Origin of the sequence: Kangiella sp. (genome assembly GCF_048265365.1) — a bacterium.
Classification (GTDB): Bacteria; Pseudomonadota; Gammaproteobacteria; order Enterobacterales; family Kangiellaceae; genus Kangiella.
This window is the reverse complement of record NZ_JBLXBT010000002.1, coordinates 531,602-544,075: the sequence shown is the minus strand read 5'-3', so window position 1 is coordinate 544,075 and position 12,474 is coordinate 531,602. Positions and strand designations below refer to the sequence as shown.

Annotated in this window: 16 protein-coding genes; 11 read left to right on the top strand and 5 right to left on the bottom strand. The window is 44.2% G+C overall.

Features of this window, described 5'->3' with window-relative positions; genetic code table 11:
• Window positions 1–108: 108 nt before the first annotated feature.
• From ACN0VI_RS11645 to zapE, 3 genes are all read left to right on the top strand, one after another.
• Window positions 109–429 carry a hypothetical protein gene (locus ACN0VI_RS11645; protein WP_417446915.1) on the top strand — a complete coding sequence of 107 codons (321 nt, stop codon included), beginning with the start codon at window positions 109–111 and terminating at the stop codon, window positions 427–429.
• 170 nt (window positions 430–599) lie between these two features.
• The gene (locus ACN0VI_RS11640) at window positions 600–1,238 is read left to right on the top strand and encodes an alpha/beta hydrolase (RefSeq protein WP_417446914.1); all 639 of its coding nucleotides are present in this window, start codon (window positions 600–602) and stop codon (window positions 1,236–1,238) included.
• A gap of 11 nt (window positions 1,239–1,249) precedes the next feature.
• On the top strand, window positions 1,250–2,353 hold the full coding sequence (gene zapE, locus ACN0VI_RS11635) for a cell division protein ZapE (protein WP_331890911.1): 1,104 nt from the start codon (window positions 1,250–1,252) through the stop codon (window positions 2,351–2,353).
• Window positions 2,354–2,436: 83 nt separating this feature from the next.
• Here zapE and ACN0VI_RS11630 read toward each other — a convergent pair whose 3' ends face one another.
• Window positions 2,437–2,778, bottom strand: a complete 342-nt coding sequence (locus tag ACN0VI_RS11630) for an HU family DNA-binding protein (protein WP_012800598.1) — start codon at window positions 2,776–2,778, stop codon at window positions 2,437–2,439.
• Between the two features lie 296 nt (window positions 2,779–3,074).
• Here ACN0VI_RS11630 and rplM point away from each other — a divergent pair, with 296 nt between their 5' ends.
• The 7 genes from rplM (at window position 3,075) to ACN0VI_RS11595 (ending at window position 8,020) form a co-directional block, all read left to right on the top strand.
• Window positions 3,075–3,503: a 50S ribosomal protein L13 gene (gene rplM / locus ACN0VI_RS11625; RefSeq protein WP_331890912.1), complete on the top strand. Its 429-nt coding sequence runs from the start codon at window positions 3,075–3,077 to the stop codon at window positions 3,501–3,503.
• Window positions 3,504–3,513: 10 nt separating this feature from the next.
• Complete coding sequence (gene rpsI / locus ACN0VI_RS11620) at window positions 3,514–3,903, top strand: 30S ribosomal protein S9 (protein WP_012800600.1); 390 nt, start codon at window positions 3,514–3,516, stop codon at window positions 3,901–3,903.
• Window positions 3,904–4,215: 312 nt separating this feature from the next.
• Window positions 4,216–4,803 carry a ubiquinol-cytochrome c reductase iron-sulfur subunit gene (petA, locus tag ACN0VI_RS11615; protein ID WP_331890913.1) on the top strand — a complete coding sequence of 196 codons (588 nt, stop codon included), beginning with the start codon at window positions 4,216–4,218 and terminating at the stop codon, window positions 4,801–4,803.
• Entirely contained in the window at window positions 4,803–6,014 is a 1,212-nt protein-coding gene (locus ACN0VI_RS11610) for a cytochrome bc complex cytochrome b subunit (RefSeq protein WP_331890914.1), read from the top strand. The genes petA and ACN0VI_RS11610 overlap by 1 nt, the downstream gene beginning before the upstream one ends.
• A complete protein-coding gene (locus ACN0VI_RS11605; RefSeq protein WP_331890915.1) occupies window positions 6,011–6,856 on the top strand; it encodes a cytochrome c1 in 846 nt (281 codons plus the stop codon). The genes ACN0VI_RS11610 and ACN0VI_RS11605 overlap by 4 nt, the downstream gene beginning before the upstream one ends.
• Before the next feature lie 64 nt (window positions 6,857–6,920).
• Window positions 6,921–7,553, top strand: a complete 633-nt coding sequence (sspA, locus tag ACN0VI_RS11600) for a stringent starvation protein SspA (protein WP_331890916.1) — start codon at window positions 6,921–6,923, stop codon at window positions 7,551–7,553.
• Window positions 7,553–8,020: a ClpXP protease specificity-enhancing factor gene (locus tag ACN0VI_RS11595; protein ID WP_417446913.1), complete on the top strand. Its 468-nt coding sequence runs from the start codon at window positions 7,553–7,555 to the stop codon at window positions 8,018–8,020. The genes sspA and ACN0VI_RS11595 overlap by 1 nt, the downstream gene beginning before the upstream one ends.
• A gap of 89 nt (window positions 8,021–8,109) precedes the next feature.
• On the opposite strand, the gene ACN0VI_RS11590 is transcribed toward ACN0VI_RS11595, so the two are convergent.
• From ACN0VI_RS11590 to ACN0VI_RS11575, 4 genes are read right to left on the bottom strand one after another with little or no spacing between them, the layout of a single operon-like run.
• A complete protein-coding gene (locus ACN0VI_RS11590; protein WP_417446912.1) occupies window positions 8,110–8,637 on the bottom strand; it encodes a BON domain-containing protein in 528 nt (175 codons plus the stop codon).
• Window positions 8,638–8,639: 2 nt separating this feature from the next.
• Entirely contained in the window at window positions 8,640–9,227 is a 588-nt protein-coding gene (locus ACN0VI_RS11585) for a phosphoheptose isomerase (RefSeq protein ID WP_331890919.1), read from the bottom strand.
• A 31-nt stretch (window positions 9,228–9,258) separates the two neighbouring features.
• Window positions 9,259–9,627 (bottom strand): YraN family protein, encoded by a 369-nt coding sequence (locus tag ACN0VI_RS11580; protein ID WP_417446911.1) that lies wholly within the window; start codon window positions 9,625–9,627, stop codon window positions 9,259–9,261.
• A gap of 34 nt (window positions 9,628–9,661) precedes the next feature.
• Window positions 9,662–11,500 carry a penicillin-binding protein activator gene (locus ACN0VI_RS11575; RefSeq protein ID WP_417446910.1) on the bottom strand — a complete coding sequence of 613 codons (1,839 nt, stop codon included), beginning with the start codon at window positions 11,498–11,500 and terminating at the stop codon, window positions 9,662–9,664.
• 65 nt (window positions 11,501–11,565) lie between these two features.
• On the opposite strand from ACN0VI_RS11575, the gene rsmI reads away from it, so the two are divergent.
• A complete protein-coding gene (gene rsmI, locus ACN0VI_RS11570; RefSeq protein ID WP_331890922.1) occupies window positions 11,566–12,432 on the top strand; it encodes a 16S rRNA (cytidine(1402)-2'-O)-methyltransferase in 867 nt (288 codons plus the stop codon).
• Window positions 12,433–12,474: the final 42 nt, after the last annotated feature.

The window sequence follows — 12,474 nt, the reverse complement described above, 5'->3', positions numbered from 1 at the left end:
AAGCATACCGCTTAACAATTCTACGAGAAACTTGAAGCAATTACTGTTCAAGAGGGTTGAGATGCAAAATAATAGCTTCCACTATTGTGAGGTTGAAAGGTGAGTTTTATGAAATCAAAGCTATTGGTTGCGCTGTTAGCCCTGGCGGGTCTGATGAATCAGGCAGTCGCCTATGATGACGACAAGAAGCGTGAAGAGCTGCTGAAAGAGAGAGCTGAGCTTCTGAAAGAGCGTGATAAACTACAAAAAGAGCGCGAGAAAGATTTACGTGAATTAGAGCGCGAAGACCTAAAAGCCTATGAGGAGTATCAGCGTGAGCAAGATAAAGCTGGTGCAGAATCTGAACGTGAATGGGATAAGCAGAAAAAAGAAACGCTAAAGAAAGAACAGGAAGCTGAGAAAAAGCGCGGTGGTTATAGTAACTACTAAACCACTTAATCGTGTGATTTAAAGAGAAGAAGAGGCTACGGCCTCTTTTTTTATGGGCCATGATAATCGGTATGGAATATTGCTTGGAATGCCCCAGGCTGGCATTGGTTTCCAACCAATCATAAAACGTGCGAAAATAGCGCGCAGTATCAATTAACTTCTGAGATCAAGTGAATAAAAGTCATTTCTTGATAGACGGTGATGCTGGTCCAATCGAGGCAACTCTCGACCAGCCCGACTCACCTGAGCGCAATGCTATTGCCGTGTGTTGCCATCCCCATCCTGTACATGGCGGTGCCATGACCAATAAAGTCATTTATACAGTCTCTCGAACCCTGGCTGGTCTGGGCATCCCTTCTTTGCGTTTTAACTTTCGTGGCGTCGGAGAATCTGCTGGTGATTATGATGAAGGCAAAGGCGAGCAGCAGGATTTAATTAAGGCTGTTGAGTGGATGCGGGAAAAATACCCGGACCGTCCTTTGTGGTTAGCAGGCTTCAGTTTTGGCTCGTGGATCGCTGCACTGCAAGCGAAGAAGTTAGAATCCCAGCAATTGGTTAGTATTGCGCCTCCGGTCAATCGCTTCAGTTTTGATGAGTTTGCAATACCGGATTGTCCTTGGCTGGTGGTGCAGGGTGATGCTGATGAAGTGGTTGACCCTGACGCTGTTTTTAAATGGCTTGAGAATTTATCGGTTAAACCTGATGTGATTCGTATGGAAGGCGCGGGCCATTTTTTTCACAGTCGTCTCGTCGAGTTGCGTGAACTGATAGAAGAAAACCTTAACCAACACTTGCCTGAAAAGCTTTAGAGTCGATGACTATGCGCTCAATTGATTTAACCCCCCAACAGAAGTATGAACAGGATTTAGCCAACGGCTTTTCAAAGGACCCAGCCCAGGCAGAAGCCGTTGCAGCTTTGCAGCGAGTTTATGATGACCTGTTAAATAGCAGACCCAATGGCGGCTTTATGGATTTGGTCAAGCGCTGGTTATCTTCTGATTTGGAACCAGTGCAAGGGCTTTATATGTGGGGCGGTGTCGGGCGCGGTAAGACCTGGCTGATGGATACCTTTTTTAATTGCCTGCCGATTAAAGGCAAAATCCGCCTGCATTTTCACCGATTTATGCACGAGGTTCATCATGAGCTGAAAGCTCTGGCCGGCGAGAAAAACCCGTTGGTTAAAATTGCCGAGCAGCTGTCGCAACGCGCACGAGTGATTTGCTTCGACGAATTTTTTGTCACTGATATTACGGATGCGATGATTCTTGGCGGACTATTTAAAGAACTGTTTGAGCGCAATATCGTGTTGGTGGCCACCTCGAACATTCCTCCCGAGCGCCTGTATTGGAACGGATTACAGCGTGAACGTTTTTTGCCAGCGATAGAGCTAATTCAAAAGCATTGCCAGGTAATGAATGTGGATGGCGGGACTGACTATCGATTGCGAACTCTTGAAAAGGCAGAGATATATCATTACCCGTTGGATGAGTCTGCTGATAAAAACATGAAACAGTATTTTTTCCAGCTATCCGGCGAAGAAGGGCAGGAACACTGCAAGCTGAAAGTCGAAGGACGATTAATCGACGCGGTACGTCTATCTGATAATGTGGTCTGGTTTACTTTTGATGCTATCTGCAAAACCGAACGTTCCGCCAGCGACTATATTGAGCTATCTCGCAACTACCATACGGTATTTGTCGGCAAAATCCCGCAAATGACCGATGCGATAAATGATGCAACGCGTCGCTTTATTGCACTGGTGGATGAGTTTTATGAGCGGCATGTGAAGTTAATTCTATCCGCGGAGGTGGCTTTAGAAGAGCTTTACGTCGGCAAAGCTCTGGCCTTTGAGTTTGAAAGAACGGTCAGCCGCTTGCAGGAAATGCAAAGTAAAGAGTACCTTGCGAAAGAACATTTGGCTTAATCAGTCATACATCGGGTACAAAAAAATGAGTATAAAAAAGCCGACATTGTTGTCGGCTTTTAAGATCAAGAAGAGGTTAGCAATTACTGAACCATATCCTTCAATTTCTTAAGTGGGCGTACTTTGACCGCTATGCTGGCTGGCTTGGCTTTGAACATAGTTTCTTCACCAGTGAAAGGGTTGATGCCTTTACGAGCTTTAACCGCAGGTTTTTTAACTGTGCTGATCTTCAATAAGCCAGGTAGGGTGAATTCGCCAACAGCGCGCTTTTTAACATGGCGCTCAATAACAACACCTAACTCGTCTAATACTGCTGAAACATCTTTCTTGGTTAGGCCGGTTTGTGCTGCGATTTCATTAAGAATTTGGGTTTTAGTGAACTTTTCTTTTACCGCTGTGGTTTTGCGGGCTTTATTATCTGCCATTTTTCCATTGCCTCTTATGTAAGTTGACTGTTAAAATATCGGTCGTCTTGGCGAGTATTGCAAATTGACTCCCCATCAGCGCTTTTTATAGCGCTAAAAGCCCCGTAAATAAAGTCTTTTTCGCAGGATTTTACTTAAAATTCATAAATTTGGCCGAGACGTTTAATAATTTTTGAAAATCCTGGTGTCGCCTCTTGTGTTATAGAGGTGATTTCTGTAGAATTCGCGCTCTCTTTTTTAGGGCCGTGATCGGCTACCTATTGCGGGTGCAAATGGCTTTTTGGAGCTTAAAGAATATGAAAACATACAGTGCAAAGCCTGAAACTGTTAAGCGTGACTGGTTTGTAGTCGACGCTAGCGGCAAAACGTTAGGCCGCCTGGCGACTGAAATTGCTCGCCGCTTGAAAGGCAAACACAAAGCAGAATATACACCTCATGTTGATACGGGTGATTACATCATCGTTATTAACGCTGAGAAAGTAACTGTGACTGGCAACAAGGCGCAGGACAAAATGTATTACCGTCACTCTGGTTATCCAGGTGGCATTAAAGAAACTAACTTCGAGAAATTACAGGCTTCTAAACCTGAAATGATTATCGAGAAAGCGGTAAAAGGTATGCTTCCTAAGAATCCTTTGGGTCGTGCCATGTTCCGCAAGTTGAAAGTTTACGCTGGCACTGAGCACAATCATACTGCTCAGCAACCAATCCCATTAGAAATCTAAGGTGAGAACAATGGCTGAACAATATTACGGAACTGGTCGTCGTAAAAGCTCCACAGCTCGTGTTTTCCTACGTCCTGGGAATGGTGAGATTACCGTGAACCAGCGTAGTCTTGACGAGTATTTTGGTCGTGAAACATCACGCATGGTGGTTCGTCAACCACTAGAGCTGACCGAAACATTAGAAAAGTTTGATGTGTACGTGACTGTTGCTGGCGGCGGCGGTACTGGCCAAGCCGGTGCTATTCGTCACGGTATTACACGTGCATTGATGGAGTACAACGAAGAATTACGTGCTCCATTGCGTAAAGCTGGCTTTGTTACCCGTGACGCTCGTGCAGTTGAGCGTAAGAAAGTGGGTCTACACAAAGCACGTAAGCGCCCTCAATTCTCGAAACGTTAAGTTTCGAACAGTATTGCCGGAGAGGAACTCCGGCATTCTTTACACCCGCACTTTGCGGGTGTTTTTTTATCTGTCATTTCTGATTTTTTCAAACTTTCAATAAGTTACATATCTCGCTCTGGTCTGACCACATTGTTATTGTGGGTATTTTCCTATATGATCCCTGCGCAGTATTCTGCCGTAGAAGCGCTAATAAGTGTTTTATAGCATTCTTCATAAGACTGGCTTCATCGCAGAATCGTTTAAAATCATGATTTTCGAACGCCATCCATTGGTGGGTGGTGCTATTTTCTTCGTGGGGAGACTAACCGAATGAGTAATCAGGGCGTCAACAAAGGACGCAGAAATCTGCTAATCGGTGCTACTTCAGTAGTGGGCGCGGTTGGTGTGATTGGTGCGGCTGTACCTTTTGTTCGTTCCTGGGCACCAAGCGCTAAGGCGCAGTCTGCAGGTGCTCCAGTATCGTATGACTACACCAAACTTGAGGTGGGACAGCAAATTACTGTGGAGTGGCGTGGTAAGCCAGTATGGGTTATGCGTCGTGATGACAATATGTTGCAAAGCATCACTAAAAGTGAAGAGTTTGTAGCCGATCCAGAATCAGACAAACCACAGCAACCAGACAATTGTAAAAACGAATACCGCTCTATTGAGCCAGATATTTTTGTAGCTGTTGGTATTTGTACTCACCTAGGTTGTTCGCCTAAATTATTCGCCGATGCGGGTTCTTTAGAAGGTGGTTGGCTAGGCGGTTATTATTGCCCATGCCATGGTTCTAAGTTTGATTTGGCGGGCCGTGTTTATAGCGGTGTTCCAGCAAATGCTAACTTGGAAGTTCCTCCTTATACTATCGACACAGCAGCAAAAATGATTGTGATTGGTGAAGAGGGAGGTGCCTAATGTTTAAGAACTTCATGACTTGGCTTGATGCCCGTTTCCCAGCAACTAAAGTCTGGAACGAGCATTTAGCAGAATATTACGCGCCAAAGAACTTCAACTTTTGGTATTTCTTTGGCTCTTTGGCCATGTTGGTTTTAGTGAACCAGTTACTGACCGGTATTTGGCTAACCATGTTCTACAGCCCAAGCGAACCATTCGCATCGGTTGAATACATCATGCGTGATGTTGAAATGGGCTGGTTGATTCGTTACCTACACTCAACAGGTGCCTCGGCTTTCTTTGTTGTGGTTTATCTACACATGTTCCGTGGCATTATGTACGGCTCATACAAAAAGCCGCGTGAGTTAATCTGGATCTTCGGTATGATCATTTTTGTTCTATTGATGGCAGAAGCCTTTATGGGCTACTTGCTACCATGGGGGCAGATGTCATTCTGGGGAGCTCAGGTGATTATCAACCTGTTTGGTACAGTCCCAGTTGTGGGGCCAGATTTGGTTGAATGGATTCGTGGTGACTTTACCTTGTCGTTAGCGACACTAAACCGTTTCTTTGCATTGCACGTGGTTGCAGTTCCGTTAGCATTGGTTGCTATGGTCTTCTTGCACATTGTTGCCTTGCACAAAGTGGGTTCTAACAACCCAGATGGTGTTGAAATCAAAGACAAGAAAGATGAGAACGGTATTCCTTTAGACGGTATTCCTTTCCACCCATACTACACAGTGAAAGATATTGTGGGCGTGGTTGTGTTCCTGATGATCTTCCTAGGCGTGGTCTTCTTTGCACCAGACTTTGGCGGTTATTTCTTAGAGCGTCCGAATTTTGAGCCTGCAAACTCCTTGAAGACACCAGATCACATTGCTCCAGTTTGGTATTTCACTCCGTTCTATACCATGTTGCGTGCGGTACCGCATCCATTCATGGGCTTTATGGTAATGGCTTTGGCGATTGTGATTCTGTTCTTATTGCCATGGCTTGATCGTCAAAAAGTGAAATCCATCCGTTACCGTGGTGCTTCTTACAAAATTCTATTGGCGTTGCTTGTTATCTCATTCATCATCCTGGGTGTTTTGGGGGTTGTTCCAGTGACTGACTTCACTAAGTGGTTAGGAAGAATATGTACTGTGTACTACTTCTTCTTCTTTATCGCCTTGTGGTTCTTACCCAAGTTCGAGAAAACTAAACCAGTACCAGAGAGGGTAACAGACAAATGAAAAAGTTAATTACAGCTATTTTATTCCTGCTACCTGTATCTGCATTTGCTGCAGGCGGCGGAACGTTTTATCCAAATGAGCCAGCGAATATTGATTTGAGTGACAAAACATCATTGCAAAATGGTGCCAAATTGTACGTTAACTACTGTTTGGGCTGCCACTCGATGGAATATGTTCGTTACTCACGTATTGCCCAGGATTTGGAGCTTACTGAAGAGCAAACCGTAAACAATCTTATTCTTGGTGATCAGAAGTTTGGTGATACTTTAGATAAGTCCATGAATTCAGAGCAGGCACAAAAGAAATATTTTGGTGTTGATCCACTGGATCTGAGTTTAGTTGCTCGTGTTCGTGGTGAAGACTGGGTTTACAATTATCTACGTTCATTCTATGTAGACTCATCTCGTCCTTTCGGCGTTAATAACACTGTATTTCCTCAAGTAGGTATGCCGCATATTCTGGCTGACTTGCAAGGTCTGCAGGCTAAGAGTGATGCCTTGTTGTCTGTTGAAGAGCAGATAGCAGAAGCGAAAGCTGTGCTAAATGACTCGGAAGCAAGCGATGAAGCGAAAGCAGAAGCTGAAGAAAAGCAGCATAACGCAGAAGCTGAAATGGCTAAGTTGGCTGCTCAAGGTAAAATGTTCGTTCAGATTGAAGAAGGGCAAATGACTCCAGAAGAGTATGACGAAAACATTCGTGATCTAACAGCGTTTATGGCTTACACAGCCAATCCAGTTAAACTGGAAAGTAAGCGTATGGGTGTCTGGGTTTTATTGTTCTTATTAGTGCTATTGATATTTGCGTATTTCTTGAAGAAAGAATTCTGGAAAGACGTACATTAGTTAGCATCCTAAGCCTCAGCGTATCCCCGCTGAGGCTTTCTTGTTGTTCGCAGGAGAAAACAGTATGGCAGTAGTTGCCAAACGTTCAGTTATGACACTTTTTTCTGGCAATGATGTGTATAGCCATCAGGCACGCATTGTTCTAGCAGAGAAAGGGGTTAATTATGAAGTGGTAGAGGTTACCCCTGATAATGTTCCAGAGGATTTGTTAGACTTAAATCCTTACGGCTCTGTACCAACTTTGATCGATCGCGATCTGGTTTTGTATGAGGCTAGTATTGTCATGGAATATTTAGATGAGCGTTTCCCTCATCCGCCTTTGATGCCGGTTTATCCGGTCACTCGTGGCCGTAGCCGCTTGATGATGCACCGCATTCAAAAAGAGTGGTATAGCCAATACGAAATTATCGTCAATGGCACTGAAGCAAAAGCTAAGAAAGCCCGTAAGGAATTACAGGAAAGTATTATGGCCTTAGCTCCAGTATTTGCCAGCAATCCTTACTTTATGAGTGAAGAGTTCTCATTAGTTGATTGTGTTATTGCTCCATTGTTATGGCGTGCTGACCAGTTAGGTATTGAGATTTCAGGCCGTGGAAGTAAAGCTATCCATGACTATATGGATCGTATTTTTGACCGCGAGTCATTCAAGGTCAGCCTGACTGAGGAAGAGCGCGAAATAAAAATGGGTCTTATGTAATGGCGGGTAACTCGCCATTACAACCCTATCTATTAATCGCTTATTATGAGTGGATACTCGATAATGAGTGGACGCCACAAATCCTTGTTGACACTTCTCATCCCGAAGTGGACGTTCCCTTGCAGTTTGCTAACGATGGTAAGATTGTATTAAATATCGCTCCTACTGCAGTGGCTAACTTCGAGCTTAACCACGATTACGTAAGCTTCAATGCTCGATTTTCTGGGCAGTCGCTCAGTCTTTATATTCCAACCCATTCCATAATTGCGATATATGCTAGAGAAAATGATCAAGGCATTATGTTTTCAGCTAACATGTATGGTGATGATACCTATGGTGATGCAGAAAGCGACAGTTCGACTCATTCTATTGTTCCAGCAGAAGCTAAAGATCATAATGATGAAGGTCCCGATGATGAGCCGCCAAAGCCACCCAAAGGAAAACCTAATTTAAAAGTGGTTAAGTAGTAGCTTTATCACTTAGACGATTATTCTGTGAGAAATAAACAAAAGGCGAGTTTTAAACTCGCCTTTTGTTTCCACTATATTTATTCATATTAGTCGATATATTCAAAAATCTTCACGACTCTATCCACGCCGGAAATATTGCGGGCGACTAGAGCCGCTTTATCGCCTTCTTCGCGAGTTACCATACCCATTAAGAAGACTTCTTTATTTTCAGTAATGACTTTAATCCGCTTAGAGTCTAATCCCTTTTCTGCGGCGAGACTGGATTTAACCTTAGTCGTTATCCATACGTCAGAAACGGTACTAACATCTTCAGGGTTGCCAACGCGCAATTCATTAAATGCTTTCTTCATTTCAGGAACACCTTTAATGGTATTTGAAACCTGGGCAATGACATCCTCAGAAGGTACTTGACCATAAATTAGCACATAGAGATTATGACTGACCACGTCGACAGCATGCGGTTGGTTCTTCTCAAGAATCGGATAGAGTCTGTCTTTAACGCGTCCTTCAATACTCGAGTCTTCTGCAACGGTGCCGAAAGTTGTACAAGCGGAAACCCCTAAAGCGAGAGCTGGGGTCAAAATAAGTAAACGGAGTAATTTTGTAGTTAGCATTTCTAAGCCTCTGTTCCGAATAAACTGTTGTCAATGAAGTCACATAGCGCATGAATTATGACTAAGTGTACTTCTTGAATGCGTGCGGTTGAATTCGATGGCACACGAATTTCAATATCGTTAGGGCCAATTAAGCCAGCCATTTCTCCACCGTCTTTGCCGGTTAACGATACGATTAGCATATCCTTGCTGAGTGCAGTTTCCATGGCGTTAATCACATTTCTAGAATTACCGCTGGTGGAAAATGCTAATAAAACATCGCCAGGTTGTCCCAAGGCTCGTAATTGTTTGGCGAAAACGTCATTGTAGCTGTAGTCGTTAGAGATGGACGTTAATGTGCCGGTATCTGTAGTCAATGCTATGGCAGGCAAACTCGGGCGTTCCCGCTCAAAACGATTGAGCATTTCCGAAGAGAAATGTTGCGCATCACCTGCTGAGCCACCATTGCCACAGGTTAAAATTTTATGGCCATTGAGTAGGCTATTGACTATGATTTGACCTGCTTTTTCGATCGACTCTGGAAGCGCATCTGCAGCAGCAATTTTGGTCTGAATACTTTCTGTAAAAATATCACGAATTCGTTCTATCATAATTTACCTAATTGAGTCGGTAATCGAACGCTTACCAGGGCGATGCCTGAAAAGCATTTTGATGCCATTCTATCAATGGCTCCTGTGCAGCCAATGTTACGGAAACCACATCAAAACGACAATCGCGTTGCTGCATTTTTTTATTAGCTTGTAAATACAGCTGTGCCGTTTTGATAATCTTTTGTTGCTTGCGAAAGTTCACAGTTTCAGCGCCGCTACCATAACTGGTATAGGCTCGAAAGCGAACCTCAACAAACACCAGTGTAGAGTTATCCAACATAATTAAATCAATTTCGCCAAAACGCGAATTGAAGTTTTTCTCAACTAGCGTGAGTCCTTGTTTTTTGAGATGATTTTCGGCAAAGAGTTCAACATTATCACCACGCTGTCGCGTACTCATTAATATAACAATCCTTGTTGATGGTAAATAACCGTTATTGTGTTAAGGGTACCCAATGACCATTACGATACTGAGCCCAAGCCAGTTGACGAACAATTCGTCCATAGTAATCAAGGGTCAACTCTCCAGAGAGGCCTTGAACAGAATAATCCGACAAAGCTGATAACTGAGGAATCTCAGGGATTAATAAGAAGGAATCATAGCCTAGGGCAAAGAAGCGCCCCAGTGTGCCATCGGCATTGGGAAACATACGCACAATCTTTTGCTTATTGGATGCTTGTTCTTTTGTCTGTGGAATCATCCAGGGAGCATCAGTGAACTGGATACCATTGAGATCATTTTCACGCGCTTTGCCGCCATCATACAGGCTTGAGGTCGCATAGACAGGCAGATTATAAGCGTAATAGTAGTTCAAGTAAGGCTTAATGATCCGAGCGTCTTTGGCTGATGCAATCATAAAAATAAAGTCTGCAGTTGTCGAAATTTGTGCGGAAGACTCTATTGGTAAGTTAAGTAGATTTTGCAACTCACGCTTTCTTTTTTCTGCTTGATCGGCACCGAGCATTTGCATCACAGCTACTTTAGGATCCGGAGTGCGCGAAAGATCGGCTGTTCTAACAACGTCGCCACCTAAGCGCTGAAAAGTGTCGCTGAACGTCTCAACTGCACGCGGTCCTACGCTTTTGTCGGCGTTAATAATGAAAGCACGAGTCTGTCCTTTATTGATGGCATACTCAGCAATCTGCTCAGCTTCATCCTCAACAGGTAATCCAAATTGAAACATGCCGCTTGGAGTATAAGCTTTGTCCAGGCGATTTAAGACTAAGGTCGGAATCGGTAACTTTTGATATTGCGCAATATCATCAGCCTTGTTTTTCAACAATGGGCCAATAACAAATTCAACACCATCGGCTAGAGCTTGTTGATACAGTAGATCAATCGGTTCGTTGGCAGTGTCATAAACTACAACCTCCGGTTTCTCGCTACCCATCATCTGAGTATCGTAAAACGATGTCATGAAACCATCGAGAATAACATTGCCAACACTCGCTAAGCGGCCACTGGTGGGCAGGAAAAGACCAATCTTGGTCGGTGCGCCAAAATCAACCATCACTGTTTCCCGCTCGACTTGAAGGTTAATGTAGAACAATGCCGGGTGGTTTGGGTAAAGCACGTTCCATTCTTGCATGGCGTTTGATAATGCAACCTGGTCGTTACTAAATCGTTGCTGAATAATCGCCATGTCAAGCCAACCTAAATGATCGTGCTCATTAGCGCGATTACGGGTTATTTCAAGCGCGCCAGTCGGAGAGGTCATGAGTTCAAGCCAGATTTTACGTTCCTGTTCTTCGCGAAGTTCTTCATCCTGGAATAAATGCATGGCTTCAATGCGTGTCATCGCCGCATCTGCGTGGCGTTGGTTAGCCGCTAAACTGTCCGCCAGCAAGCGATAGTATTGGGATTGCCACTCGGTATCGTAGTTTTCCGGATTGCGCACAGATTGGAGCGCGCGTATGGAGTCGAAAGGCTGTTCCTGAGTTAGTGCCACTTCACCGACCAATAAATACCAGTCACCGCGTAAACTGAGCGGTAATTGAGTTGGATAAAAGCCATTCAAGACCTCATAAGCCTCAGCGTATTGCCCGCGTTGCACGTGAGCTTTAGCAGCCTGTAGTAAGAAAGGGGCTTTATCAGCTTCTTCGGTGGCAGCAGCTTGTTGCAAGTAAAACTCAGGCGGCTGCATGTCGTAATCAGCCGTCGTCGCAGATTCTGACTTGCGTGGGCCCGTAGTAGTACAGGCTGAAACCATCAATACGCTGAAAATTGCCGTGAATACCAATATGAGGTTCTTATGCATAAGCTTTTTTGTCATAATTCCATACTCATCAAATAATTACCTGTATTTTAGGCGCTTAGGCGCAGCAAGGCAAAAAAGCTATGGCAAATTTCGCACAAACTGATACCGCATCGGCACAATTGGGCACTTTATTTGTGGTTGCCACGCCGATTGGCAATATCGAAGACATTTCTGCACGGGCCATTCGCACTCTTAAAGATGCCGACTTAATCTGCGCCGAAGATACGCGTCATAGTCAGCGCTTGATGCAGCATTATCAAATCGAAACTCCGATGATGTCTTTGCACGAACACAACGAGGTTGCGCGTATAGAGCAAATCGCTCAGCGATTGCAACAGGGGCAGAGCATTGCTTTGATTTCCGACGCGGGAACCCCTTTAATTAGCGATCCAGGATTTAAGTTAGTCAGAGAGTTGCGCCAACAGGATTGTCGTATAAGTCCGATCCCCGGCCCGAGTGCGATTATCACAGCTTTGAGCGTTGCCGGCCTGGCAACTGATAGCTTTAGTTTCTGGGGCTTTCTGCCGTCAAAATCATCTGGTCGTAAGCAGGTTTTCAACGATTTATCGAAGCATTGCGAAACCTTGGTTTTCTATGAGTCGTCACACAGGATCCTCGATTGCCTCAAAGATTTGTTCGAAGTGCTCGGCGATAGAGAGTTAGTGATTGCTCGCGAACTTACCAAGACCTTTGAAACTATTTTATCGGGTAAAGCCTCCGACTTAGTTTCTAAGGTGGAAACTGATCTGGATCAGCAGAAAGGCGAGTTTGTGTTAATGATGTCTGGTGCTGAAGACAAAGTCATTGAAATGGACTTAGCCACCGAAAAACTCATGACAGCTTTATTAGAAGAACTACCACCTAATAAAGCCGCTAAAATCGCTGCTCAGGTTTCAGGTTTGAAGAAAAAAGTGTTGTACCAATGGGCACTGGATCAAAAAGAGTAAAGATATTTATGTCACGTTTTACTGCTGAATCGAGTCTTAGTA